The organism is Enterobacter sp. 03-F-07-AD-ECC, from assembly GCF_047530935.1.
Classification (GTDB): Bacteria; Pseudomonadota; Gammaproteobacteria; order Enterobacterales; family Enterobacteriaceae; genus Enterobacter; species Enterobacter cloacae.
In genome coordinates this window covers 61,952-88,280 of record NZ_JBLKBZ010000002.1, presented here as the reverse complement: position 1 = coordinate 88,280, position 26,329 = coordinate 61,952, and the positions used below count along the sequence as shown (strand labels likewise).

23 protein-coding genes and 1 riboswitch are annotated in these 26,329 nt (G+C 54.9%); of the genes, 11 read left to right on the top strand and 12 right to left on the bottom strand.

The window, feature by feature from the left end; genetic code table 11:
* Nucleotides 1–43: 43 nt before the first annotated feature.
* Together ACMWKA_RS03285 and ACMWKA_RS03280 are read right to left on the bottom strand one after the other, a co-directional pair.
* Nucleotides 44–529 (bottom strand): GNAT family N-acetyltransferase, encoded by a 486-nt coding sequence (locus ACMWKA_RS03285; RefSeq protein WP_028028119.1) that lies wholly within the window; start codon nt 527–529, stop codon nt 44–46.
* The gene (locus ACMWKA_RS03280) at nt 474–806 is read right to left on the bottom strand and encodes an RcnB family protein (RefSeq protein WP_020690151.1); all 333 of its coding nucleotides are present in this window, start codon (nt 804–806) and stop codon (nt 474–476) included. The genes ACMWKA_RS03285 and ACMWKA_RS03280 overlap by 56 nt, the downstream gene beginning before the upstream one ends.
* Nucleotides 807–1,274: 468 nt before the next feature.
* Here ACMWKA_RS03280 and ACMWKA_RS03275 point away from each other — a divergent pair, with 468 nt between their 5' ends.
* The 3 genes from ACMWKA_RS03275 to etk are packed head-to-tail and all read left to right on the top strand — an operon-like array spanning nt 1,275 to nt 5,061.
* Complete coding sequence (locus tag ACMWKA_RS03275; protein WP_023622076.1) at nt 1,275–2,414, top strand: polysaccharide export protein; 1,140 nt, start codon at nt 1,275–1,277, stop codon at nt 2,412–2,414.
* The gene (locus ACMWKA_RS03270) at nt 2,414–2,863 is read left to right on the top strand and encodes a protein-tyrosine-phosphatase (RefSeq protein ID WP_013097923.1); all 450 of its coding nucleotides are present in this window, start codon (nt 2,414–2,416) and stop codon (nt 2,861–2,863) included. The genes ACMWKA_RS03275 and ACMWKA_RS03270 overlap by 1 nt, the downstream gene beginning before the upstream one ends.
* Entirely contained in the window at nt 2,863–5,061 is a 2,199-nt protein-coding gene (gene etk, locus ACMWKA_RS03265) for a tyrosine-protein kinase (RefSeq protein WP_414759987.1), read from the top strand. Before ACMWKA_RS03270 ends, etk begins: the two co-directional genes overlap by 1 nt.
* On the opposite strand, the gene ACMWKA_RS03260 is transcribed toward etk, so the two are convergent.
* Nucleotides 5,058–6,401, bottom strand: coding sequence for an NCS2 family permease (locus ACMWKA_RS03260; RefSeq protein ID WP_038979509.1), 1,344 nt, complete (start codon nt 6,399–6,401; stop codon nt 5,058–5,060). The genes etk and ACMWKA_RS03260 overlap by 4 nt on opposite strands.
* Nucleotides 6,402–6,421: 20 nt before the next feature.
* Nucleotides 6,422–8,200 (bottom strand): adenine deaminase, encoded by a 1,779-nt coding sequence (locus ACMWKA_RS03255; protein ID WP_038979511.1) that lies wholly within the window; start codon nt 8,198–8,200, stop codon nt 6,422–6,424.
* A gap of 122 nt (nt 8,201–8,322) precedes the next feature.
* Between ACMWKA_RS03255 and ACMWKA_RS03250 the strand changes: the two genes are divergently transcribed.
* Nucleotides 8,323–9,243, top strand: coding sequence for a LysR family transcriptional regulator (locus tag ACMWKA_RS03250; RefSeq protein WP_414759986.1), 921 nt, complete (start codon nt 8,323–8,325; stop codon nt 9,241–9,243).
* 70 nt (nt 9,244–9,313) lie between these two features.
* Nucleotides 9,314–9,829 (top strand): protein disulfide oxidoreductase, encoded by a 516-nt coding sequence (locus ACMWKA_RS03245; RefSeq protein ID WP_020690158.1) that lies wholly within the window; start codon nt 9,314–9,316, stop codon nt 9,827–9,829.
* 36 nt (nt 9,830–9,865) lie between these two features.
* Here ACMWKA_RS03245 and ACMWKA_RS03240 read toward each other — a convergent pair whose 3' ends face one another.
* From ACMWKA_RS03240 to ACMWKA_RS03230, 3 genes are all read right to left on the bottom strand, one after another.
* On the bottom strand, nt 9,866–11,332 hold the full coding sequence (locus ACMWKA_RS03240; protein WP_013097917.1) for a pyridoxal phosphate-dependent decarboxylase family protein: 1,467 nt from the start codon (nt 11,330–11,332) through the stop codon (nt 9,866–9,868).
* 18 nt (nt 11,333–11,350) lie between these two features.
* Nucleotides 11,351–12,727 (bottom strand): diaminobutyrate--2-oxoglutarate transaminase, encoded by a 1,377-nt coding sequence (locus ACMWKA_RS03235; protein ID WP_013097916.1) that lies wholly within the window; start codon nt 12,725–12,727, stop codon nt 11,351–11,353.
* A 343-nt stretch (nt 12,728–13,070) separates the two neighbouring features.
* Nucleotides 13,071–14,078 carry a LacI family DNA-binding transcriptional regulator gene (locus tag ACMWKA_RS03230; protein WP_057072591.1) on the bottom strand — a complete coding sequence of 336 codons (1,008 nt, stop codon included), beginning with the start codon at nt 14,076–14,078 and terminating at the stop codon, nt 13,071–13,073.
* 238 nt (nt 14,079–14,316) lie between these two features.
* On the opposite strand from ACMWKA_RS03230, the gene ACMWKA_RS03225 reads away from it, so the two are divergent.
* Together ACMWKA_RS03225 and ACMWKA_RS03220 are read left to right on the top strand one after the other, a co-directional pair.
* Nucleotides 14,317–15,558: an MFS transporter gene (locus ACMWKA_RS03225; RefSeq protein WP_057072590.1), complete on the top strand. Its 1,242-nt coding sequence runs from the start codon at nt 14,317–14,319 to the stop codon at nt 15,556–15,558.
* Nucleotides 15,559–15,574: 16 nt separating this feature from the next.
* Nucleotides 15,575–17,008 (top strand): glycoside hydrolase family 32 protein, encoded by a 1,434-nt coding sequence (locus ACMWKA_RS03220; protein WP_129327419.1) that lies wholly within the window; start codon nt 15,575–15,577, stop codon nt 17,006–17,008.
* Between the two features lie 75 nt (nt 17,009–17,083).
* Here ACMWKA_RS03220 and ACMWKA_RS03215 read toward each other — a convergent pair whose 3' ends face one another.
* A complete protein-coding gene (locus ACMWKA_RS03215; RefSeq protein ID WP_176601166.1) occupies nt 17,084–17,578 on the bottom strand; it encodes a hypothetical protein in 495 nt (164 codons plus the stop codon).
* A gap of 234 nt (nt 17,579–17,812) precedes the next feature.
* Nucleotides 17,813–18,640, bottom strand: a complete 828-nt coding sequence (locus tag ACMWKA_RS03210; protein WP_080292706.1) for a YadA C-terminal domain-containing protein — start codon at nt 18,638–18,640, stop codon at nt 17,813–17,815.
* A 672-nt stretch (nt 18,641–19,312) separates the two neighbouring features.
* Nucleotides 19,313–19,410, top strand: a riboswitch (TPP riboswitch).
* 36 nt (nt 19,411–19,446) lie between these two features.
* Between ACMWKA_RS03210 and thiM the strand changes: the two genes are divergently transcribed.
* Genes thiM through ACMWKA_RS03195 form a run of 3 tightly spaced genes read left to right on the top strand, consistent with a single transcriptional unit; the run spans nt 19,447 to nt 21,803 of the window.
* Nucleotides 19,447–20,217, top strand: coding sequence for a hydroxyethylthiazole kinase (gene thiM / locus ACMWKA_RS03205; RefSeq protein WP_058679559.1), 771 nt, complete (start codon nt 19,447–19,449; stop codon nt 20,215–20,217).
* Entirely contained in the window at nt 20,214–21,014 is an 801-nt protein-coding gene (gene thiD, locus ACMWKA_RS03200) for a bifunctional hydroxymethylpyrimidine kinase/phosphomethylpyrimidine kinase (protein WP_038420163.1), read from the top strand. Before thiM ends, thiD begins: the two co-directional genes overlap by 4 nt.
* A gap of 42 nt (nt 21,015–21,056) precedes the next feature.
* On the top strand, nt 21,057–21,803 hold the full coding sequence (locus ACMWKA_RS03195) for a GntR family transcriptional regulator (protein WP_058679560.1): 747 nt from the start codon (nt 21,057–21,059) through the stop codon (nt 21,801–21,803).
* Here the strand turns inward: ACMWKA_RS03195 and ACMWKA_RS03190 are convergent.
* Genes ACMWKA_RS03190 through ACMWKA_RS03180 form a run of 3 tightly spaced genes read right to left on the bottom strand, consistent with a single transcriptional unit; the run spans nt 21,777 to nt 25,005 of the window.
* A complete protein-coding gene (locus ACMWKA_RS03190) occupies nt 21,777–22,730 on the bottom strand; it encodes a PfkB family carbohydrate kinase (RefSeq protein ID WP_038979523.1) in 954 nt (317 codons plus the stop codon). The genes ACMWKA_RS03195 and ACMWKA_RS03190 overlap by 27 nt on opposite strands.
* Nucleotides 22,727–23,731, bottom strand: coding sequence for an ADP-ribosylglycohydrolase family protein (locus tag ACMWKA_RS03185; RefSeq protein WP_029881785.1), 1,005 nt, complete (start codon nt 23,729–23,731; stop codon nt 22,727–22,729). Before ACMWKA_RS03185 ends, ACMWKA_RS03190 begins: the two co-directional genes overlap by 4 nt.
* Nucleotides 23,728–25,005 carry a nucleoside permease gene (locus ACMWKA_RS03180; protein ID WP_013097908.1) on the bottom strand — a complete coding sequence of 426 codons (1,278 nt, stop codon included), beginning with the start codon at nt 25,003–25,005 and terminating at the stop codon, nt 23,728–23,730. The genes ACMWKA_RS03185 and ACMWKA_RS03180 overlap by 4 nt, the downstream gene beginning before the upstream one ends.
* 252 nt (nt 25,006–25,257) lie before the next feature.
* Between ACMWKA_RS03180 and fbaB the strand changes: the two genes are divergently transcribed.
* Nucleotides 25,258–26,310, top strand: coding sequence for a class I fructose-bisphosphate aldolase (gene fbaB, locus ACMWKA_RS03175; protein ID WP_008500869.1), 1,053 nt, complete (start codon nt 25,258–25,260; stop codon nt 26,308–26,310).
* The last annotated feature ends 19 nt before the right edge of the window (nt 26,311–26,329 follow it).

Sequence of the window (26,329 nt, the reverse complement as noted above, 5' to 3'; positions counted from 1 at the left end):
GCACCATCATGTAGGTCGGGTAAGGCGAAGCCGCCACCCGACATTAACGCAATCGGTAATGCATCAGATAGTACTCTCCCTCCGGAGAATCCCCCGTTGCCTCGATGTGCCAGCCATGACGCTGATAAAACGCGATAGCCCGTTCGTTTCTCACCAGACACTTTAACGCCCCCGTACTGGTAAACGTTTTTTGTACCTGTTCCAGCAGCAAACGGCCAACACCCAGGCTCTGATACTGCGGATCAACGAACAGATTGTGCAGAAAGTTATCATTCGTCCAGACTGACGCAAAGCCCACACGATGGCCGTTCTGTACAGCAACCCAAATCACTTCGTCTCGGGTTGCCTCGTCAAAATCTTCGAGTTGCCATTCTGCACCGTTCAGCCACGGCCACGCCTCGCGGCGGGCATGCAGGTAAAGGGTGCGCAGGAAAGGACGATCGCTCTCCTGCCACGGCCGAATATGGACGGTATCAGCGATGATAGAAGATATCTCCGTTATAGGCTTTATAGATCTTACCGTCGGCATCGCCGATCAGGACATAGTTCTCGCCCATATAGGTCCAGTGCGTACCCGCATCCGGCGCCGGGAGGTTACGCAGTTGATACTGTTTGATGGTGTATTCAGGGGTTTGATACAGCGCCGGAGCCGTGTCGCCAATTTTGAACTTCGTGAAATCAGCAATGAACTCTTGTTCTTCATAAGCTTTGATGCCGCCAGGTGCTGACGCCGTTTGCGGGGCTGCCGAAGCCGCGCTCGCTAGAGACATTACTACACCCAGAAGCAGCCATGTACGCTTAGCCATTTTTTCTCCAGTTATACCGTTACTGATACGCTCAGCCTGCTGTGTTGACGATATGGCAGACAGCCTATTTTAAGTATCCCAGCAGAGCCTGTTAGAAAAAAAATGTAACAAAAGTGGACGGTTTTGTGTAGATCAAACGGTTAATACTATTTTGTTTATGAATATTATTTCCTAGGACTTATTCAGAACGGAAATGTTTTTTTTAATTAATTCTGAAAATATAAGTTTACTCTAAATTTGTGACCTGAAATGCATGCATTTCATTTGAAGACGATTTAAACTTCTAAAAGCGGAGCGGTTTAATTCTCAATTCTACGTGGTTCCGGTCCTTCAGTTCATTCTACACATCATTCAGTGATGTGTAATTTTACGTAATTGCTTGAAAAACAGCATGTTGAAAAAGTAGGCGATTCTTCCGGAATGGCCTGTTATGCGTTTTTTGCGCTCATGAATGAAATATTAATTCTAATGAAAAACACAACCACATTATCTGTAATATTCTTAGCGATAAGTCAGTTGACGGGCTGCGTATTTTCTCCCGGGCAAACATTAAGCTCAGCGGGAAAAAACGTCATTACGTCGGGTGATGAAAATAATAATTTAGATAAGCGCGTGGATCTCTATCCTGTTACCCCTTCATTGATTGAGAAATTGCGCCCTGCCGTCACCAAATCTCAGTCTAATCCTAAGCTCGATGAGCAGGTCAGAAACTGGGAGTACCGCATTGGAACCGGTGATATTTTGACCGTAACCGTCTGGGATCACCCTGAACTGACAACACCGGCCGGACAGTATCGCAGTGCCAGTGACACCGGCAACTGGGTCAACGCCGACGGTACGCTCTTCTATCCCTATGTCGGCAAACTCCCGGTGGCAGGAAAAACGGTCTCTGAAGTCAGGGAAGAGATCGCCAAACGGCTGGATAGCGTGATCGAAAGCCCGCAGGTGGACGTCAGCGTGGCTGCCTTCCGCTCGCAAAAGGCCTATGTCACTGGCGAAGTCGTCAAATCTGGTCAGCAGGCAATCACCAATATTCCCCTGACGGTCATGGATGCCGTCAACGCGGCAGGCGGGCTTTCTGCCGATGCGGACTGGCGCAATGTGGTTCTCACTCACGAGGGGAAAGATTCGCGCCTCTCTCTGTATGCGCTGATGCAGCACGGCGACCTGACGCAAAATAAACTGCTCTATCCGGGCGATATCCTTTTTGTGCCTCGTAATGACGCCCTGAAAGTCTTCGTGATGGGGGAGGTGATCAAGCAGAGCACGCTCAAGATGGACAGGAGCGGAATGACCCTTGCTGAAGCGCTGAGCAATGCGGGCGGCCTGAATCAGGATATGGCCGATGCGACGGGCATTTTTGTCATTCGATCCATTGCCAAAGGCAACGATGCGGGAAAAATTGCCAACATTTATCAGCTTAACGCACAGGATGCCTCCGCAATGGTGTTGGGCACTGAATTCCAGCTTGAGCCGTACGACATTGTCTACGTCACCACGGCACCGCTGTCACGCTGGAATCGCGTCATTACGCAGCTCGTGCCGACCATCAGTGGCGTTCATGACCTGACCGAAACGGTCCGTTACATCAGATCGTGGCCGCAATAATGTTTGATTCTATCTTAGTGGTCTGCACCGGCAATATTTGTCGCTCGCCGATTGGCGAGCGGCTGTTGCGTCAGCTGCTACCGGGAAAACGGATAACCTCGGCAGGTATCTATGGGCTGGAGGGCAGCCCGGCGGATGTCAGCGCTCAGGACGTGGCCAGGCGGCATGGGATCTCACTTGAGGGACATCGCGCGCGCAAACTGACCCCGCAGATCATGCGGGAATCGGATCTGATTCTGGTGATGGAACCTGCCCATCTTCGCTTTATCTCTGACATGGCCCCGGAAATTCGCGGCAAATCGCTGCTTTTTGGGCAATGGCTGGGGCCGCAGGACATCCCCGATCCCTATTGTAAAAGTCGTGAAGCGTTCGATTATGTTTTCGGTCTGCTGGGCAAAGCCAGTCAGGAATGGGCTCATCGTTTGAGTCAACAAGGAATGAAGCGTTAATGTCGTCTTACACAACAGACAGTTACGGTGCGGCAGCACCGGAGAACCATGAAATCGATCTCATTAGCCTGCTCGGCGAGGTGATCGATCACCGTGCAGTCATTTTATCGATAACTTTCCTGTTCACCCTGCTGGCGGGGCTGTATGCCTTTCTGGCCACGCCCGTTTATCGCGCAGATGCCTTAATCCAGGTAGAAGGAAAGCAGGATAACAGCCTGCTCAAAAATTTAAGGCAGTTTGGGAGTGAGATGTCTCCCGATGTCGAACCTGAAATTCTCCTGCTTAAATCGCGGATGATTCTGGGCGCAACCGTCGATGAATTAGGCCTAACGCAGCACGTGATGCAGCGTACGTTCCCGGTAGTGGGACGTCTGTGGGCACGGTTGCAGGGCCGTACACCGGCGACGGTTGCCCTTGGCTGGCTGCAACTTCCCCCTGTTGAAGGCAAACCTCGCACCCTTGTGCTCACTGTGCTGGAAAAAGGGGCATACCGGCTGGAGGGGGATAACTTTTATGCCGAGGGCAGGGAAGGGAAACCGCTGGAAAAAGCCGGCGTTTCGCTGTTGGTGGTGAAAATGAATGCGCCAACGGGCACGCAATTCACGGTGCAAAACAGCACCCGTCTGGAAGCTATCAATACGCTCAGCACCCAATTTAGCGTCGTTGAATCGGCAAAGCAGAGTGGGGTGCTGACGCTCACGCTGACCGGAAACGATCCTGAGCGCATTGCGCATGTGCTTGACCGGATTGCCAACAACTATCTGCAGCAAAACATTGCGCGCCAGGAAGCACAGGATGCCCGCAGTCTTGCATTTTTGCAGAAGCAATTGCCTAAAATCAGAAGCGAACTGGATCTGGCTGAAGAGCGGCTGAATCAGTATCGCAAACAGCGTGATTCGGTGGATCTCTCCCTGGAAGCGAAATCGGTTCTCGAGCAGATTGTGAATATCGAAAACCAGCTCAACGAGCTGACGTTTCGTGAGGCGGAGATTTCTCAGCTGTTCAAGAAAGAGCACCCGAACTACCGCGCCTTGCGTGAAAAGCGTCAGACGCTTGAGCAGGAGAAGGTTCGCCTTAATCAGCGTGTCGCCGCCATGCCATCGACTCAGCAGGACATTTTGCGCCTCAGTCGGGATGTGGAGTCAGGCCGCACCATTTATTTGCAGCTCCTCACCCGTCAGCAGGAGCTGAACATTTCGCGCTCCAGCGCCATTGGTAACGTGCGAATTATCGACAGCGCGGTGACGCAACCCGATCCCATCAAACCGCGAAAGCTGGTGATCATCGTCTTAGGCATCCTGTTGGGGCTGATATGCTCAATGGGGCTGGTCCTGGTCCGTATGGCGCTCAGACGCGGCATCAACACCTCCGAGCAACTGGAAGGGCTTGGCGTACAGGTGATGGCCACCTTGCCCCGTTCCCTGTGGCTGTGGAAAAAAACCAACCTGCGTAAAAAACGCGCATTTGGCTCACGCTGGAGACACAAGATTGTCGATGTCCCTTTCCTGCCGGTTGATCGGCCTGCGGATGTTTTTGTCGAGGCCGTGCGGGGGCTGCGCACCAGCCTGCATTTCACCTTGCAGGATGCTGCTAACCGGATCGTGATGATTTCAGGCCCAACGCAGGACTGCGGTAAAACCCTTGTCAGCACCTCGCTGGCCGCGATTGAGGCGCAGGCCGGGCTCAGGGTGTTATTCATTGATGCGGATATGCGCGAAGGCTATGTACACAACATCTTCGATCTGAAAAACCATACCGGGCTTTCCGACGTGCTTGACGGAAAATGTCATTTCCAGGCGGCGATTCAGCGCTATGAGAAAGGCAACATTGATGTGCTGACCTGCGGGCCGGTTCCGTTACGCCCCTCTGAACTGCTGATGAGCGAACGCTTCAGGGCGTTAATGACCTGGGCAGACGAGCATTATGATCTTGTGATCCTCGATACCCCGCCGGTGCTGGCCGTAACCGACGCCTCAGTGGCTGCCCCGGTGGCCGCCACCTCGCTGCTGGTGGCCCGCTATGGTAAAACCAGCCTCAAAGAGATGGAGAACAGCATTAAGCGTTTGCAGCAAACGGGGGCGCATATCAACGGCACCGTGCTGAATGATGTGGTGAAATCGGCAGCGCTGTATTACCGTGCAGGCTATGGCCATTACGAGTATGGCCAACGCCCGACACGGCAACCGCGCAAGGATTAGTGCTTCACCAGCGTGGCAAAGTAATACACCAGCGGAATGGCGAGGATCCAAAGACCAACGGGGATTTCTCGCCATTTTCCTGCAATCGCTTTAATGACGATGTAAAACAGCAGCCCTCCCGCAATCCCTGTCCCGAAGCTGTTGGCAATCAGCGTAATCATTACCATCATCAGCACCGGCAGCCCGTCGGTGAAGTTTGCCAGATTCACCTTACGCAGGCCGCTGAACATATTCAGGCCGATCAGGATCAGGGCAGGGGCGGTGGCTTCTTTTGGGATCATGAGCGCAACGGGCGTAAACAGCAGCATCAGCAAGAACATGACCGCAGCGGCCAGCGCCGTCATGCCGGTTTTCCCCCCCGCTTCTGCGGCCGCGGAGGATTCGATCAGCGCCGTGGCGGCAGGAATACCCACCCACGGGCCAATCGCGGCGGCAATCGAGTCCACCATAAACGGGCGATTGATGTTTGCCATATTGCCCTCTTCATCCAGCAACCCGGCTTCACCTCCCACCGCCAGCGTGGTGCCCATGGTGGAGAAAAACTCCGATGCGAAAAAGACAAACAGGAACGGCAGGAAGGCAATATTCAGCGCGCCCAGCATGTCGATATGGCCCAGCACCGGCGTCAGTGAGTGAGGCATGTCAATAAAGCTGGCAGGAAGGTGGGTCACCCCCATCGGAATGCCTACGAGGGTGGCAAACAAAATGGCCCACAAAATGGCGCCCGGAATGCGACGCGCCTGCAGGGCAATGGCGAGGAACAGACCGCTGAGCGCCACCAGCGCGCCTGGGGAGAGAAAATCACCCAGCATCAGCGCGTTCGTTTTTGCGTTAGCCAGCACCAGCCCGGCATTGCGAAAGCCCAGTACGGCGACAAAAAGACCGATAGAGGCCGTCAGTCCCAGTTTGATGGACTGCGGTACGGAGCGGGTCACAACCTCTCGCAGGCCAAAACGGGTGAGCAGGAAGAACAAAATTCCCGACCAGCAGGCAATGCCCAGACCAATTTGCCAGCCGATGCCTTCACTGCCCGCCAGCGTTACCCCAACCAGCACTGAGCCACCAATGCCGGGCCCGACAATAAACGGCAGGTTGGCGTAAAACGCCATCAGCAGCGTACCGGCCACAAACACCAAAATGGTGCCGGTGGTCGCCGCGCCTTTATCCATCCCGCCCACGGCCAGCAGCCCCGGGATGACCACCAGCAAATAGGCGGCGGCGAGAAAACCGGTGAGACCGGCCAGACACTCTGTGCGCACGGTACTGCCGCGCGTATGCAGTGCAAAACGACGTTCAAGCCAGTTCCCTGGTGCTGGCGAATTAACGGTATTGTCGGCCATTATCCGGCTCTCCTTCGGTATTATTGTGTGGTGTCCGGGGTTTCCCGGTAAGAAATCAGCGGATCGACAATCTGGCGCGTGCTGCCATCGGTCAGTCCAAGATCGGTTAAATGCGGCCCGGTGTTGCAGGCAAGGCACGTCCCTTCAATGGCTTTAAATACTCTGTATGGCGGCTCCCAGTCGGCAATCTGGCTGCTGCGTTCACGCAGTTCACGAAACTGGCGCGCCAGTTCCGCAGGGGCGAGTTCTGACAACATCCCCGCAATGGGCATCGCCACATGGGCAATCACGTCCCCGTTCTGGACCAGCGCCATCCCGCCACCGCTTTGGATCAGCGTGTTGGCGGCCAGTGCCATGTCATCAGGATTGCGTCCCAGTACCACCAGGTTGTGTGAGTCATGGGAGTAGCTGGTGGCAATGGCCCCCCGCAGCTCTCCCCAGCCTTCCAGCAGGGCGATTTGCGGTTTTGCCGCATGGCGCGCGTGGCGGTGCTGAACCCAAATCAGGCTAAAACCAGCCGGTATCTCAACGCGTCCGTCACGTACCCGGGCGTCGGTTTCTCCCCAGCGGGTAAAACGTGCGCCGCTGATATGACGCAGGCGCGCCACACCGTGGTTTGCGTTGTCGATGCGCATGTAAAAATCTCTGGCGGTCAGCGACGACAGGCGCACGGTATCCCGGGGCAGCGTCAGGGGCGTATCAACAATCGGCTCGATCATCGCTCCGTTACGGGCAATGCATTTTCCGGCGACGTACACCCGGCGAGCCGTCAGTTTATCCAGTGAATCGAACACCACCAGATCCGCACGACGACCCGCGGCAATCAGCCCGAGATCGTTACGCTGCAGGCGCAGGGAAGCATTCAGGGTGGCAAACCGCAGCGCGTCCGTCGCCGGAAGGCCATGTTCAATCAGCAGGTTGAGCAGGGCGATGATGCCGCCTTTTTCCATCAGGATGTCCGGTGGGACATCATCAGTGCAGACCGTGATTTGTGACGACAGATGCGGCAGCGTTTTCAGCGCGCTGACGATATCAGGCAGCAGATAAGGATGCGAGCCGCGGATCTCCAGCGTCAGCCCGGCGCGTAATTTTTCCAGCGCATCGTCGGCGGAGGTGAGTTCATGATCGGAGGTGACGCCCGCCGCCAGATACGCCTGTAAATCCGCGCCGCTCAGACCACGCGCGTGACCTTCAATCAGCTTCCCACTTTCCAGCCCGGCCTGCAGGATCTCAAGCATACGCTGACTGCCATTCAGCACCCCGTGCATGTCCATCACTTCCGCCACGCCGCGCACTTCGGGCCAGCCAAGCAGGGTATTCATCTCTTCGCCCGCAAAGTCTGCGCCGGACATCTCCAGCCCCGGTGTGGAAGGAACGCTCGATGGCGCCGCGACCATTACCTGCAGTGGCAGGTTGCGGCTCGCCTCAATGGCAAAGCGGACGCCCTCAATCCCCAGCACGTTTGCCAGTTCGTGCGGATCCCAGAACACCGCGGTGGTGCCCTGCGCCAGTACGATCTCTGCGTAGCGGGCGGGCAGCAGGTGCGAGCTTTCAAGGTGAACATGCGTGTCCATTAGCCCCGGAGAGAGAAACTGGTTATTCAGGTCATGCGTCTCAAGCGCATCGTTGCGGCTGCCGCGCGGATGGACGCTGGCGATAAGCGAGCCGACGATGCCCACATCCGCGTCGCGGATCTCACCGGTTGCCATATCAACAACTCGGGTATGCGTAAGCAACAGGTCAAACGGCGTTTCGCCTCGTGCAGCCTTCACGGCGCGGCGTCGGGTTTCGGCAGTCATGCAATTAACAGTTCCAGCATTGAAATATTGACGTTACTCTATGCACCCGGCAAACGTTTGCCCAGCTGATAAAATTTATCGCCCGATAACCCCGGGTTATTCTGTGACGCGTGTAATGGATAATGATGACGGAACCCTGGCAGCGCTTGCCTGCGCTCTCCCTTCGGCAGCTACAGTATTTTGTCACTCTGGCGCAGCTGCGTCATTTTACGGATACCGCCAGTAAACTGGCCATCAGCCAGCCGGCACTCAGCAGCGCCCTGCGGCAAATCGAAACCGTGCTCGGCGGTAAACTGGTCAACCGTACCGCGTCGGCGGTCACGCTGACCGAGCTGGGTCACGCCATTCTGCCACACGCCCAGCGGGTGCTCAGCGTGGCGCAGCTGGCGTTTGATGATATGCAGCAGATTGTGCAGGCCGGCGGCGACGGTACGGTGCGGATCGGTCTGGTGCCTTCAGTCAGTTCGCTACTGTTTCCGCTGCTGCCGCAGACGCTGGCGCAAACCTTTCCACGTCTGCGGGTGGAGTTTCACGACCAGACCAACGATGCGCTGGTGGCGCAACTGCTGAAAGGGCAGATTGATTTTGGCATCGGGGCGCTGGACAACTCGGTACCCGAACAGCTGGACGTGTTCCCGCTGCAGGAGGATCCGTTTGTGGCCGTGTTGCACTGCGACGATCCGCTCGCCGCGTCGGCACATGTTCCCTGGAAACAGCTGGTGGGCCGGGATATTGCCGTTTTCTCAAAAGGCAATATTCAGCGGCTGGTCAATGCGCTTGCCGAAAGCCACCGTCTGTCCCTGCAGACCCGTTATCAGGTGGACTATATCGAGACATTATACGGGCTGGTGCGCTCGAAGCTTGCCGTGGGGATATTGCCTCAGCTTTACACCACCCACCTGCAGGACTCGCAGCTTAAGGTGGTTCACCTTCAGCAACCGGCCCTGGCGCGCACGGTGGCGCTGATGCGTGCCCCGCAGGCGCTGCCTCCGCTCATTGAATCCTGCTTTACCCTGATGGTTGATACCTTACGCACCAGGTAGGGCGACACTTCTTTACAGCGAAACGGCGCGCAGCTCGCTAAGATGACTTTCGTTAAATCACGAGGTCACAATGGAAAACCGCAAATTCAGCCAACTGCGCCGCTGGGCGCGGGAAGGGATCATACTCGTACTGCTGGCGCTGGCCGTGATGTGGGGTGTGGATCAGTACCGCAAGCCGACATTACCCGCCACGTTTAGCGCTACCCCAATGCAGGGTATTGATGGCTCAGTACATGACATTGCTGCACTCAGTCAGGATCGGCCGCTGCTGATTTACGTCTGGGCGACCTGGTGCAGCATCTGTCGTTATACCACGCCTGCGGTCAATAGGCTGGCAGAAGAGGGCGGGAACGTGGTGAGTATTGCCATGCGCTCTGGTGATGACGCTAAGCTTGCGCGCTGGGTCGAAAAGAAGCAGCTGAAAATGCCGGTGATTAATGACGAAAACGGTGCGCTGTCACAGCAATGGCAGGTTAGCGTAACGCCGACGCTGGTGCTGGTCTCTAAAGGCAATGTCGTCAGTACAACAACGGGCTGGACAAGCTACTGGGGATTAAAAGTCAGGATGTGGTGGGCAGGGTTATAAAAATAGCCCCTCTTCCGGTGGAAGAGGGGCTGTGTATTACTTCGCCAGAACTTCCTGCGCAGTACGCTCAACCAGAGACAGCAGGGTTTTGATATCCTCCAGCGTCACGGTTGGGTTCAGTAGCGTCAGCTTCAGACAGGTCACGCCGTTATGCTCGGTCACGCCGACGTTTGCACGGCCGGACTCCAGCAGCGCATCACCAATTTTCTGGTTCAGCAGGGCGATACCTGCATCATCTGCCTGCACCTCGCCACGGAAGCGGAACAGCACGCTTGCCAGCTGTGGCTGCATAACCAGTTCCAGTGCGGGCTGCTCTTTCACATAAGCTGCAACCTGCTGTGCCAGCGTCACGCCGTGATCGATAATCGCCGCGTATTGCTCCTGACCCAGCGCTTCCAGGCTCATCCACAGCTTCAGCGCGTCGAAACGGCGTGTGGTCTGCAGCGATTTGGAAACCAGGTTCGGCACGCCGGCTTCTTCGTCGAACTCAGAGTTCAGGTAAGCCGCCTGATAGCGCATCAGCTCATAGTGGCGCGCTTCCTTCAGCAGGAATGCACCGCAGCTGATGGTCTGGAAGAACTGTTTGTGGAAGTCCAGAGTAACGGAATCCACCAGTTCAATGCCGTCCAGGTAGTGGCGATACTGCTCAGACATCAGCAGTGCGCCGCCCCAGGCCGCATCAACGTGTACCCAGATGTTCTGCTTCGCCGCCAGTTCAGCAATGGCACGCAGCGGGTCAATAGCACCGGCATCGGTGGTCCCTGCTGTCGCGACAATCGCCAGAATCTGTTCGCCGTTGGCGTTGCACTGCTCGATTTTCGCCGCCAGATCGGTCAGATCCATGCGAGAGAATTCGTCAGTTTTCACCTGCACGACGGACTGATAACCCAGCCCCATCAGCGCCATGTTTTTCTGCACGGAGAAGTGCGCGTTTTCGGAGCACAGTACGCGGATCTTACGCAGATCGCCCGTCAGACCATCCTGCTGGACAGAGTGGCCCTGACGTGCGAAGAACGCATCACGTGCCAGCATCAGACCCATCAGGTTGCTTTGGGTGCCGCCGCTGGTGAAGACACCCGCGTCGCCAGCCTGATAACCCACGCGGGTACGCAGCCATTCGATCAGTTTGATCTCAATAATGGTTGCGGACGGGCTTTGATCCCAGGAGTCCATGCTCTGGTTAGTGGCGTTAATCAGCACTTCCGCCGCCTGGCTAACGACCAGGCTTGGGCAGTGCAGGTGCGCCACACACTGCGGGTGATGAACGGACAAACTGTCTTTCAGGAAAAACTCGACGGCGCGTTCAATCGCCGCTTCGTTGCCCAGCCCTTTCGGGTTGAAATCCAGCTTAATGCGGTCGCGCAGTTCCGCGACCGTTTTGCCCTGATACATCTCAGGCTGTTTCAGCCACTGCATCACAGCCTGAGTGCTTTGTTCAATCGCCTGCTGGTAAGCTTCAATGCTCTGCGCAGAGGAGAACAAAATTGGGTTTGAATCAGACATCGTAATCAACAACTCCGGTTACGCCGGGCGAACGCCCGCAGCAAGCAGTGCCTGCTCGAATTTATCCAGGAAGACTTTCAGCTCATCATCGCTGATCAGCAGAGAAGGCAGCAGACGCAGAACGATACCGTTACGACCACCGCGCTCCAGAATCAGACCGGCTTCGAAGCACTTCTTCTGAATCAGTGCAGACAGCTCGCCATCACCCGGGAAGCAACCCATGTGGTCAGCGGCTTCGTGTGGTTTAACGATCTCAATACCGATCATCATGCCCAGACCGCGAACGTGGCCGATAACCGGATAGCGTTTCGCCATCTCGTTCAGCTGGCCTTTCAGCCATTCGCCCTGTGCAGCCACTTTGCCAGCGATGTTCTGGTCTTTCAGGATCTTCAGCGTCGTCAGACCGGTTGCCATCGCCAGCTGGTTGCCACGGAAGGTGCCGGTGTGGTGACCTGGTGCCCATGCATCGAACTGCTTTTTGATACCCAGCACAGCCAGTGGCAGACCGCCACCAACGGCTTTAGACATCACGATGATGTCTGGCTCAATGCCAGCGTGTTCGAACGCGAAGAATTTACCGGTACGGGCAAAGCCTGCCTGAACTTCGTCCAGGATCAGCAGAATGCCGTGTTCCTGAGTCACTTTACGGATGCGCTGCAGCCACTCAACCGGAGCCGGGTTCACGCCGCCTTCACCCTGAACGGCTTCCAGGATTACCGCAGCAGGTTTACGCACGCCGCTTTCAACGTCGTTGATCAGGTTTTCGAAGTAGTAGGTCAGCGCTTTCACGCCCGCTTCACCGCCGATACCCAGTGGGCAACGGTACTGGTGTGGGTAAGGCATGAACTGCACTTCTGGCATCATACCGTCTACCGCTTCTTTCGGAGACAGGTTACCGGTCACGGACAGTGCACCGTGAGTCATACCGTGGTAACCACCCGAGAAGCTGATGATACCGCTACGGCCGGTGACTTTTTTCGCCAGCTTCAGCGCCGCTTCCACGGCGTCAGCACCGGATGGACCGGTGAACTGCAGGCAGTACTCTTTGCCCTGACCAGGCAGCAGAGAGAGCAGGTATTCGGAAAACGCGTCTTTCAGAGGCGTAGTCAGATCCAGAGTATGTAACGGCAAGCCGCTGGTAATGACATTTTGGATGCTTTTCAGCACATCAGGGTGGTTATGGCCAAGCGCGAGAGTGCCTGCGCCTGCTAAACAGTCAAGGTATTCTTTATTATCTGCATCGGTGATCCACACGCCTTCTGCTTTAGTGATGGCTAAAGGCAGTTTGCGCGGATAACTCCTGACGTTAGATTCAAACTCGGCCTGACGGGCCAGATAGGTTTCGTTGCTTTTGTGGGCATCTACGGTGTCAATACGGACTTTATCCGTCATCATATCACTCCTACAACCGCCGCTTCGTTATGAGCCACGATTGAATAAAAAGTTAAAAAACAGATGGGGGCCTGAAAAAAACGCCGCCAATATAGAGCCTTTTGCCACGGGGCTCAATGGTTAATTTGTTTACTGTTTTGTGACATGGGGCACAGGGGACGGAATATCCCCGTTTTGAGAAAGAAAATTATGTGTTATGGCAAATAAAAACAGCCGGTTACGTGCTAACTGCCCGGAGGGTAAAATCATAAAAAAGAGTGTGACAAATCGTGCCATTTTTCCCTGAAAGGGAGGTTGACCGCCTCCTTAGCCTGCTTATTACTGCGACAGGGCTAAAAAGCGGTGGTCATGATAGATGCGTAATGGAATTCCGCATTAAAAATGGACTTTCAACGCGCGTGGTTTCCCGATGGGTTTCACCGTGAATAATATGCAGAGCACTGAGGCGACCAATTTCATAATGCGGCAGTTGAACCGTTGAAAGAGGCGGAAGAAAGAGTTCTCCAATGCCCACCATATTGTCATAGCCGATAACCGCGATATCTTCAGGGATGCGAATTCCTTGCGCCAGCAGGGTCTGGTAAACCATCAATGCGATACGATCGTTGCCGCAGATAACCGAGTCGAACTGGGGAAGGCCATTCTGAATGTGCGCCTGCAGAACTGACGGAATGTCGCGATAGTGCTCGTCCCCAAACGCCATATAACTATGATCCAGACGGTCCGGGTCGAGCCCCGCTTCACGGCATGCACGTTCCAGCCCGTGACGGCGTCGGGTTGTGGCCAGATGATCTGCGGGTAAATGCAGGCACAGGGGCTGTCGATAGCCTGCGGCGAGTAACGCCTGTACGGCGGCGTACTGCCCCTGTTCATCATCAGGAATATAGCTGGCGACCTTTTCATCGATACTTTCGCAGTTGGCCAGCACGCAGGGAAGGGTAAGGAGCTTGGCCGGGAGAGGAACCTGACGTAATCCCATGGTGGTGTAAATAATGCCGTCCGGGCGGTGAGAGAGCAGCAGATCGACGATTGCCTCCGGGTTGTCATCGGTAAACATATTCATGACGAAACTGTTCCAGCCGTGCATCCGGGCCGTCTCTTCAATGGACAGCGTAATCTCCACCGAGAAAGGTGTCGTCACCGTATCGAGTGCCAGCACGCCTATGGTTTTTGGCGAGGCACGCGCGCCGCGTACTTTCTTGGCGGAAAGATCGGGTACGTAGCTGGTCTGCTCAATAGCCTGCTGTACGCGTGCCAACGTTTCCGGTTTAAGGCGCTCCGGGTTGTTAAGCGCGCGTGAGACGGTCATCAGCGATACGTTAGCCAGCTTTGCGACGTCCTTCAGGGAAGCCATTTTCTTACTCCGTTAATGTCACGTGTTAAAGAGTATACAACTAAGTTACTGATGTAAAAGGAAAGTGGATATGTGAGTGGAGCCAGACAGGATTCATTGATGAATAATTGATCGCGATCTCACTTCTGTAATGTTAACGTTAACTTTCGTGATTAACATCATGAATCTGATCCAAACCGCATGAGTCGCGCTCAATGTTAACGTTACCATTTTGTCATTACTCCAACATGAGAATGCCATGATGAAAACGCATCACTCTCACAGCTATCCCTTATTGAGCGCATTACTGTTTTTCTTTTTTGTCACCTGGTCTTCTTCCGGCTCTTTGCTTTCCATCTGGCTCCACCAGGAGGTGGGCTTAAAAGCGGGCGACACCGGCATTATCTATGCCGTGCTTTCTGTCTCCGCGCTTTTCGCTCAAATCTGCTATGGATTCATTCAGGACAAACTTGGTCTGCGCAAGAACCTGCTCTGGTTTCTGACCAGCCTGCTCATTCTTTCTGGTCCGGCCTTTTTGCTGTTTGGTTATCTGCTGCAGATTAACGTTTTACTCGGCAGTATTTTCGGCGGGATCTATATCGGCCTGACGTTTAACGGTGGGATAGGGGTACTGGAGTCCTATACCGAGCGTGTCGCCCGCCAGAGCCAGTTTGAGTTCGGCAAGGCGAGGATGTGGGGATCGCTTGGCTGGGCGGTGGCAACCTTTTTCGCGGGACTTCTGTTTAACATTAATCCGAAGCTGAACTTCGCTGTCGCAAGCTCTGCAGGACTGCTGTTTTTTGTTTTGCTGGCGCGTCTCAGGGTCTCTTCCGCCCCGCACGCCATGCAGGAAGCGGTGTCAGGCGGTAAAGTCACGCTGGAAGATGCATTGCGTCTGCTGACGCTGCCGCGGTTCTGGGCGCTGGTGTTTTTTGTTATCGGCACCTGTATTTATGGCGTTTACGACCAGCAGTTCCCGGTCTATTTCTCCTCCCAGTTCCCGACGTTACAGGAAGGAAACGCCATGTATGGCTATCTCAACTCCTTCCAGGTTTTCCTTGAGGCGGCGGGCATGTTCTGCGCCCCATGGCTGGTGAACCGCCTTGGCGCAAAGAATGGCCTGATTTTTGCGGGAATGGTGATGGCGATGCGTATGGTGGCTTCGGGGCTGGTTGAGGGGCCGGTACTGATCTCCATGACCAAGCTATTGCACGCGGTCGAACTGCCCGTTTTGCTGGTCTCAATTTTTAAATACAACAGCTTACATTTCGATAAACGGCTCTCTTCCACCCTCTATCTGGTGGGCTTTGCCTGTACCAGCTCGGTGATCGCCTCGGTCCTGTCGCCGCTGGCGGGTTACAGCTATGAGAAATACGGCTTCGCCCAGTCCTATCTCATTATGGGGCTGTTAGTTTTCAGCACCACGTTTATCTCCATCTTCCTGTTGCGCTCGGGTAAATCTTCTTCTGACCCGCTCATGCCGCAACCTTCCACCATCTGATCGAAAGAGTAGAGAAATGACGTATTCAATTACTAAAGCAGAGCAGGAACTTCAGTCCAGACGCGAAGGGCTCAATCTGCGCTGGTATCCACGTTACCACCTCGCTGCACGCGCTGGCTGGATGAACGACCCAAATGGCCTGGTCTGGTTTGACGGCTGGTATCACGTTTTTTACCAGCATCATCCGTACTCCACCCAGTGGGGGCCTATGCACTGGGGCCATGCGCGTAGCAAGGATTTAGTTCACTGGGAACATCTCCCCGTTGCGCTGGCGCCAGAAGGGCCTGAAGACAAGGATGGCTGTTTTTCCGGATCGGCGGTGGTGGATGGCGATACGCTGGCGCTGATTTACACCGGACATAAATTCCACGGCGATCCTGATGACGAGGCGAATCTCTACCAGGTGCAATGTCTGGCGACCAGCCGTGACGGCATTCATTTTGTCCGGCAGGGAATGATCGTTGATACCCCGCCAGGTCTGCATCACTTCCGCGACCCGAAAGTGTGGCGTGAAGGGGAGAGCTGGTACATGGTTGTCGGTGCGCGGGACGGTGAGACGGGCCAGGTGCGTGTATATCGTTCTGCCGATCTGCGTGAGTGGCAGGATATGGGCGTGCTGGCGGTGGCTGAAAAGGAGATGGGCTACATGTGGGAATGCCCGGACTTTTTCACGCTCAATGGCAAACGCGTGCTGATGTTTTCGCCTCAGGGGATGGCCGCTGAAGGATTCAAAAATCGTAATCTTTTCCAGAGCGGCTATCTTTTGGGCGAGTGGCAGCCCGGGCAGCCTTTTGTGCGGGAAGGTGAGTTTGTGGAGATGGATCGCGGGCATGATTTCTATGCGCCACAAAGTTTCCTCACGCCTGATGGTCGCCGCATCGTTATCGGCTGGCTGGACATGTGGGAATCCCCGCTGCCGGAACAGGAGGACGGCTGGGCTGGCATGCTCTCTTTACCGCGCGAACTGACGCTTGGCGCGGATCACCGTCTGCAAATGCGGCCAGCCAGAGAGGTCGAAGGTCTCAGGCGAGCGTGGTTCCCCTGGCCGGTTAGCACGCTTAACAATCAGCAGATGACTCTGCTGGAACGCTGCGACGCGATGGAGGTTATTCTGCAGTGGGATTGTGCCAACAGCAGTGCCGAGCAGTACGGCATGAGTCTGGGAGAGGGGCTGCGCGTCTACGTGGATGCTCAAATGCAGCGTCTGGTTCTTGAGCGAAACTATCCGCAGTATGGCCTGTGCGGGACACGAAGCGTCGCGCTGAACCTGGATAATACGCTTAGTCTGCGTCTGTTCTTCGACAGTTCATCCGTGGAAGTTTTTGTCAATGAAGGCGACGCGTGTTTAAGCAGCCGAATTTATCCTGAGGCAGGGCGAAGGGAAATAAATTTATTCGCCTGGGGTGGCTCAGCGTTATTATTCGAAGCCGGAGCCTGGCAGCTGGAGTGACGACTTCCCGTTCATTCGCATGGTGAGTTTGCAATAAAGGGGCAGCCACCCCTTTATTGTTGCCGGTTTAGATCATCATTTTGACAGCTGGCTGTTCACAACAATTCCCTTTTCAACCACCAGCGTTATGGTATATCCCTGTTTATGCCATTTACCGTTGTTTGGTTTCCATCCTTGCCCCAGCAGGAATGCCGCACCGTCATCGATGGTACCGTTCATTACCGCTTCGGCCTCGCGGGAGAGCTGTTTTAAATCACGCGATTGACTTTTATCTGAATTTGCAGTGCATTCGCCGTTAGCTTCCTCAACCTGCGTACATCCTGAACGAGCAAGCTCTTTTCTGTGCTTATGTGTCATTTGTGCATGTTGCACCGCATGAGCCGCATTCGCAAAAGCCGCATTCATCGACGCGTTGCTGATCGCTGCCTGGCGTTGTGATTCTGCGAGATAACAGGTGTCTTTAGAAATGCCTTCATTAAGACACTCCTGCATCCTTGACGCCTTTGTTGCACATCCGCCGAGAAAATACGCTATGCTGAGTATGACTACAGTAAATATCGTTTTTTTCATTGCACTAACATCACAATTTTAATATATGCTGTGATGATGATAATTATTATAAAAATAACTATCACCGCTAATGACCAGTAAATTATTTTAATTTTACACCCCAGTAAATCATTTAATTGTGCTCTTGCTTTGATATAAACAAAGCATGTCATTGTAAGAGCAGATATCTAAATTATTTCAGGAATTTAAACGCAACTTGCGATTAATGGTTTTACTCTATGTGGTTGTTTTTAATTACCAGCCAAGCCCTATACCCGCCCCTACAGCATAATCGTTATTCGTTGTGGTGGTGACACCCGCTTTCACAATGGCATGTTCACCCGCATGGAAGGACGCGCCTACCGCAACGGCGCTTTCGTCATGAAAAGTCCCGGCACCCGCACTCACCATAAACGTTTGATCCCGCTCGACTTGCGGCATTGAAGCGATAGCAACGGCACCGGCGATTCCACTACGGGACTCTTTTTTATTATCGTCCACGTCGTCTTTAAGGCTTTTAAACTGTGCGTTAGAACTTTTTTGCTGCTGAATAAGCATTTGTCGGGCCGCGTTGAGCTCCTGTGCTTGCCCGGCTGTTTGCGTAGTCAGCGTATTGATCTGTTTAACGGCGGCTGTATCAGTGACATTACGGGTGATGATCGTCGTCACGCCGTCTTTGCCCGGACGGCCATCACGACCATTAATGACCTGGTTGTGTTGACCGTCTAAATGTGTTGCCTGCGCGGTTTTCAACGCCGTTGCAGAACCATCAACAGAGGTTTGTATTGGGTCAACCGCAATTTGTTTCACGGGAGTTTTCTGCGGCGGCAGAACAGGCGTGGGCGCCTGACCAGGCTCAATATGCTGCCCGTCCAGGTGAGGGGCTAATAATACTGGCTGTGGTGCAACCGGTGTTTGTTGCGTCGGCAGGGTAATAACAGGTGTGGCAGTAAATTGCTCATTCTTTGCGGAAATATATGCGTCCCCCCAACTGGATGTAACCGGCGAGGTAGAGGCAAGAACTGCTGTGCCAGGAACAGAAGTTAAAATAAAAACAGATACGGCGGTTTTAATACATTTCATTTCCAAACTCTCATCAATAAAATTATTTCGCTATCCTGGCGGGAGGATATAACGTCTTGTTATATTTAATTTAAAAAAGGAGGTTGCGGTGATTTTTTCTAAATCACTTTTTTTGTAACGCGCAGCAACTATCCCGGATATTCACGTTTTATTTATTGATCTTCATCAATACTGGCACGCATGGCTAAAAAGGGGAGTTTGAGAGCGGATTGATCTACTCATTATAAAACAAGGAGTTAATTTTTATGGGGATTGACGGGCGTTCTTGGGTAAAACTAAGAATACATTAATCTTGCTTATCTGTTTTCGTCAAAAAATTACATTATTACGCCTGTTTAATTAATTTATTTAAAGCGTCTTTTGGTTTTCCTTTCTATTGATTTCGTTATTTGTTTTGAATGAAACTTTTATTATTGCCTCTGCAAAATATTTTCCACATGAAAAAATATCATGTTGTAACGGTTTAAAAACAACGAATTTATCGTGTTTAGGTAACAATGATTTAATTATCGCGAAACGTATAGCTAAAAAATACAGGAATGATCTCCCTACGATAAGCTGCGGCCACATGCTGCATGCGACTGGCCTTGTAGAAACCCCTTGCACCGTGGCCTTCGCTACGGTTACACTAAATTCAAGCAAATGTTTGCATCTAACTATTTGTTTTAAAAGTATTTTGACTCGGGGTGCCCTTCTTCGTTGAAGGCTGAGAAATACCCGTATTACCTGATCTGGATAATGCCAGCGTAGGGAAGTCAGATGCCTCCCCTGGTCATCGCTTCTTCACGCAAGGCAGGAGCGAACCTATGCAGCCTGACCTGCTCGATTTACACGTTTTACATCATTTCCGAACCCGTTCCCCGCTTACGCACTGTATGACCAATGATGTCGTGCAAACCTTTACGGCCAACGTTCTGCTGGCGCTTGGCGCTTCTCCGGCAATGGTGATTGAAGCCGAAGAGGCCGAGCAGTTTGCCGGGATGGCCGATGCGCTGCTGATTAACGTCGGTACTCTCACCACGCCCCGCGCCCAGTCGATGCGTCGTGCTATTGAGAGCGCGGTGGCGGCAGGCAAGCCCTGGACGCTTGACCCGGTTGCGGTGGGCGCTCTGGCGTTCCGTACCCGCTTTTGTCATCAAATCCTTGCCCTGAAACCAGCAGCCATTCGCGGCAATGCGTCGGAAATTCTCGCCCTTGCGGGGATGAGCGCAGGGGGACGCGGTGTAGATACCACCGACACCGCCGCCGCCGCGCTACCCGCCGCGCAGGTGCTGGCTCGCCAGACCAATGCCATTGTGGCAGTGACGGGGGAGGTGGATTACGTCACCGACGGCCAGCGCACCCGAACGGTTGCGGGCGGCGATCCGTTAATGACCCGCGTGGTGGGCACCGGGTGTGCGCTCTCGGCGGTGGTGGCGGCGAGTTGTTCCCTGCCGGGGGAGCGGCTGGATAATGTTGCCGCTGCCTGCGGATGGATGAAGCGTGCCGGAACGATCGCCGTTGCGCAGTCTCACGGGCCGGGCAGCTTTGCCAGCGCGTTCCTTGATGCGCTGCACAACCTGGAGGCACAGGCATGAAACGAATTAATGCTCTGACGATTGCCGGTACCGATCCAAGCGGCGGTGCCGGTATCCAGGCCGACCTGAAAACGTTCTCGGCTCTTGGCGCTTACGGCTGCTCGGTGATCACCGCGCTGGTGGCGCAAAACACCCGTGGCGTGCAGTCGGTCTACCGTATCGAGCCTGATTTTGTCGGTGCACAGCTGGACTCGGTATTCAGCGATGTGCGCATCGACACCACCAAAATTGGGATGCTGGCAGAAACGGATATCGTCGAAGCGGTGGCTGAGCGGCTGCAACGTTATCAGGTGCAAAATGTGGTGCTGGATACGGTGATGCTGGCTAAAAGCGGTGACCCGCTGCTCTCTGCCTCTGCTGTTGAGACATTGCGCAAGAAACTGCTGCCGCAGGTGGCGCTGATTACGCCAAATCTGCCGGAAGCGGCCGCACTGTTAGACGCGCCACACGCGCAGAACGAACGTGAGATGAAAGAGCAGGGGAACGCCCTGCTGGCGATGGGGTGCGGCGCGGTGCTAATGAAAGGCGGCCATCTCGATGACGATGAAAGCCCGGACTGGCTCTTTACCCGCGACGGTGAACTGCGTTTCACGGCCCCGCGCGTGCATACCAAAAATACCCACGGTACGGGGTGCACGCTCTCTGCCGCGCTGGCGGCGCTGCGTCCACGGCACAACAGCTGGGACGATACGGTACGCGAGGCCAAAACATGGCTCTCGGCCGCGCTGGCAAAAGCCGATACTCTGGAAGTGGGTCACGGTATTGGGCCGGTTCATCATTTTCATGCATGGTGGTAAGCCAGTATACTGGCAGGAAACACCACGCCTGAGAAAACAGAGATGGAACAAGCGCATACCCGGTTAATCGCTCAACTGAATGAACGGATCGCCGCGCCCGACAACATGCCGCTGTATCTGAAATTTGCCGAAACGGTAAAAAACGCGGTACGCAGCGGAGTGCTGGAGCACGGGAATATTCTGCCCGGCGAGCGCGATCTGAGTCAGTTAACCGGGGTGTCGCGCATTACCGTGCGCAAAGCGATGCAGGCGCTGGAAGAAGAGGGCGTGGTAACGCGCGCCCGGGGTTACGGGACACAGATCAACAACATCTTTGAATATTCGCTCAAGGAAGCGCGCGGGTTTTCCCAGCAGGTGGTGCTGCGCGGTAAAAAACCTAACACGCTGTGGGTGAATAAACGGGTGGTGAAGTGTCCGGAAGAGGTGGCCAGCCAGCTGTCGGTACCCCCGAACAGCGAGGTATTCTTGCTTAAGCGCATTCGTTACGTTGACGATGACGCGGTGTCGATTGAGGAGTCCTGGGTTCCGGTTGAGTTAATTCATGACCCGGACGCAATTGGCATCTCGCTGTACGACTACTTCCGTAGCCAGAATATCTTTCCGCAACGCACCCGCTCCCGGGTCAGCGCCCGGATGCCGGACAGCGAGTTTCAGGCGCATATCAGTATGGATGACAAAATACCGGTACTGGTGATCAAGCAGGTTGCGCTTGACCAGCAGCACCGGCCGATTGAGTACAGCATCAGCTACTGTCGCAGCGACCTATACGTCTTTGTGTGCGAGGAGTAATGCCTCGCGCGTCGGCGCGCAATCCCCGCCGCGGTGGCTGACCACCCAGGCCGCCACGGCATTTCCCAGCGTCACGGCATCCGCCAGACGCCATCCTGCCGCCAGACCGGCAAGCGTACCGCCCGCATGGCTGTCGCCTGCGCCAATGGTATCGACGACGGTGGCGGGAAACGCAGGAACATAACCCGATGCGTCGCCTTCATACCAGGCTGCGCCATCTTTGTCGTGACGAATAATTAGCGCGGCGCCATAACGGTGCTGCCACTGCACGCCTAAGGTATCAACGTCCATGCCAGCGCGCTCTGCGGCAATCTGCGCCTCCTGACGATTGAGCGACACGATAGGTTTCAGGGCCATGATCCGCGCCATCAGCGCGTCGGGAATATCAGCAATGCGGGGGCCAAAATCGATAAACGCGGTGACGTTTTCCAGCGACTCCAGCCAGCGTGTGAGCAGTTCGCCCGATGGCGATGCCAGCTGATAGCCGGACAGATACACCAGGCTACCCGGTGGGACGTTCAGCCCATCCAGCCAGTGCGGCTGCCACTGGTTCTCCACGCCGCTAAACGACATAAAGGTGCGTTCGCCGTCAGGCTCTACCAGCGCCAGACACCAGCCGTTATCGCCCGCTTCGGCCTCCACGGCGCTGTGCAGATCCTGTCTTGCCATGGCGTTACGGATGATCTCCGCCCATACGCCGTGGCCGACGGGCAGGGCGTTTTGCGCCGCAATGCCGAGCCGCTTCAGGGCGATGGCAATATTCAGCGCACAGCCGCCGATATTCACCCCTTGTTGTTTCAGCTCGATATCGCATCCGCGCCAGGGCAGGGCGTACGCGTCGGCGATCACGTCGATGACCGCCGCGCCCAGCACCGTGACCGGGCGTGTGGCCTGTAATGTTTCAAGACGCTGGGCTAACGTACTCATACGCCCTCCCTTTGCTCCCGGTAGTGCAGCAGTTTTTCGCAATAGTAGTCAAAATCGAGCCGGTTTTCGGTATCGAGTTCATCCTTCAGCGCCGGGTCAATTGCCTGCACGCCGTGCAGTGCCCCGCAGATGGCCGTTGCCATCGCCCCGATGGTGTCTGTATCACCACCGAGGTTGGCGCACAAAATCGCGCAGCGGTTAGGGTCCGTGCCGGCCAGCTCCACCATCGCAATCGCCGCCGGAACGGACTCAATGGTGCTGGTGCCCGCACCAATAAGCTGATAAACCTGCTCGCTGGCGGAGTCGATACCGTGGGCTTCCCGCACGGTCTTAAGCGCCAGTTCAATACGAGCCGCCAGCGAGGCGCTGAAGGTGGTGGTATTCGCCTCCTGTGCGTAGCGGGCAATGCCGGGCAGGGCATCGACGATGTTCTGCCAGCGCTCACCGTCGATGGCGCGCGAAACCGCCCAGGCAATCACCACGGCCCCGGCGATGGCGAGGTCCGATTTATGCGTCGGGCTGGAGGCCAGCGCGACCTGCCCGACAAAATGTTCCAGCCGCGTCGCCGGTAGCAGGCAGCCCAGCGGGGAAGCCCGCATCGCCGCCCCGTTGGTCACACCGTTGTTGTCCAGTTCACTGACGGGTTTGCCGTCGCGGATGGCGTTAAGCGCGATTTTTGAGGTGGGACCCAGCACGTTTTTATTAAAGGCATCGAAATCCAGCGCCCAGTTCAGGATGTGTTTGCCGATGATATCCGCGTCAATCTCCCCGTCGCATTCGATAATCGCATCGGCCAGGCACAGCGCCATCGAAGTATCATCGGTAAACTCCGCGCGCTTAAAATAGCAGGCCGCGTTATTCTCTGCCGGGCCGGGTAAGAAGCGGTCGATCCAGCCGAAGTGCGCTTTTACGCGCTTTCTTGGCCACAGCTCAGAGGGCATACCCATCGCATCCCCTAACGCCTGCCCGTAAAGAGCACCGAGAATACGTTCTTGTTTCATTTAACTTCCCCTTGTGTCAGCGCAGCATCGCCATCAACCACCTCAATTGCGGTGATCTCTTTGTCCGATTCGCGGAAAAACAGCATAAACAGCACGGCGATCACGGCAATCATGATCGCACCGAATGTCCACATTCCGGCCCAGTTGAAGGTCAGCCCATTCACCGGCTCTTTGTAAGCGAACATTTTTTCCATCATCACGCCGCCCAGGCGGTAACCCAGCAGGCTACCAAAGCCCTGACAGCACAGCGTAATCAGGCCTTGCGCAGCCGTACGCATATGCGCCGGCGCTTTTTTATCCACGTAGATATACGCGGTTACATAGTAGAAGTCGTAGCTCACCCCGTGCAGCAGAATGCCGAGGAACAGCAACGCATAGGTGAAGTATTGTTCCGCGCCGCCGTAAACAAAGAAACCGTAGCGGATGGCGGCCGTGAGCAGGCCCAGCAGTAAGACCTTCTTAATACCAAAGCGTTTAGTGAAGAACGGCAGCGCCAGCATAAAGAAGATTTCAGAGAACTGGCCGAGCGTCATCCAGCCGGTGGCGTTTTTCATCCCCACTTCGGTGAGATAGCCGTTGGCGAAGATGTAATAGAAGGCCAGCGGCATCGCGAACAGGAAAGAGCAGAAGAAGAATACCAGGAAGTTTTTGTCGCGCAGCAGGATCAGCGCGTCCAGACCGAGCATCACTTTGAAATCCAGCTTGCCGGTACTTTTCGGCGGCGTATTCGGCAGGAAAAGGGCAAACACGCCCAGCAGGGCAGAGCTGGCAGCGGTCATCAGCAGCGGAATATTGGTATCAGAGATATCGCTATAGCCCAGCATCTGCGGCAGGAACCCGCATGCCAGACCGGAGGCGATCCAGCCGATAGTGCCCATCACGCGAATACGCGGGAAATCGGCTTCCACGTCATCGACGTTGGCGAAGGCAATACTGTTGGTCAGCGCAATGGTGGGCATATAGGTAAGAGAGTAGGCCAGCAGCAACGGGAAGAAGGTGCTGAACTGGGTTTGCTGTGCGGCGAAGTACATCAGAATGGCACCTGCAAACATCAGAACCGCCAGCACTTTCTGGGCGGCAAAGAAGCGGTCGGTCAGCGAGCCGACGAGAATAGGCGACAGGATCGCCGCAATGGCCGTACAGGCATAGGACCAGCCAATCTCCCCCGCGGTAAAGCCGCTTTTGCTCAGCCACAGCCACAGCGGCACAAACCACGCTCCCCAGATAAACCATTCAACAAACATCATGAATGACAGTTGGACTTTCGTTTTCATTGTTTAATCCTGCATGTCAGTGAGAGTACGCCTTTAACATACCATTCAATAATACCTTTAAAATACCTTTGTGGTGATTGTTTGATCAATGTAACAGTTTTGTTGTACACGAATCGAGCCAGCAGATTGTGCTGAAAAAAAATGCAAATGCTGGAAAATCTGTTAAGTCGGTACCAGGCTTAGTCTGCCCATAAAAAAGTGGGTCTGGATAAACACTCACCGACATGACGTCGGAATTACGGGAGCATCGCTATGACTGATATTGCGCAGTTGCTTGGCAAAGACGCCGACAGCCTTTTACAGCATCGTTGTATGACCATTCCAGCCGACCAGCTTTATCTGCCCGGCCACGACTACGTTGATCGCGTGATGGTGGATAACAACCGTCCACCGGCCGTGCTGCGAAATATGCAGACGCTCTATAATACCGGGCGGCTGGGCGGTACCGGGTATCTCTCGATTCTGCCGGTTGACCAGGGCGTTGAGCACTCGGCAGGCGCCTCCTTTGCAGCCAATCCGCTCTACTTTGATCCGAAGAACATTGTTGAGCTGGCGATTGAAGCAGGCTGTAACTGTGTGGCCTCTACCTATGGCGTGCTGGCGTCTGTTTCACGGCGTTATGCCCACCGCATTCCTTTCCTCGTCAAACTGAACCACAACGAGACGCTCAGCTACCCAACCGAATATGACCAGACCCTCTACGCCAGCGTGGAGCAGGCGTTCAATATGGGCGCAGTAGCGGTTGGGGCAACGATCTACTTCGGCTCTGAGCAGTCCCGTCGTCAGATTGAAGAGATTTCCGCCGCCTTTGAACGCGCCCATGAACTCGGGATGGTGACCGTGCTGTGGGCGTATCTGCGTAACTCCGCGTTTAAAAAAGACGGGGTGGACTACCACGTCTCAGCTGACCTGACCGGTCAGGCGAACCACCTGGCCGCAACCATTGGCGCTGACATCGTGAAGCAGAAAATGGCCGAGAATAACGGCGGCTATAAGGCGGTGAACTTCGGTTATACCGATGACCGTGTCTACAGCAAACTGACCAGCGATAACCCGATCGACCTGGTGCGCTACCAGCTGGCGAACTGCTACATGGGACGCGCCGGGCTGATTAACTCCGGCGGTGCGGCGGGTGGAGATACTGACCTGTCTGACGCGGTGCGCACGGCGGTTATCAACAAACGCGCAGGCGGTATGGGGCTGATACTTGGCCGTAAAGCGTTTAAGAAATCGATGGCTGACGGCGTGAAGCTGATCAATGCAGTTCAGGATGTTTATCTGGACAGCAAAGTGACGATCGCCTGACACCTCACTCTCCCTCTCC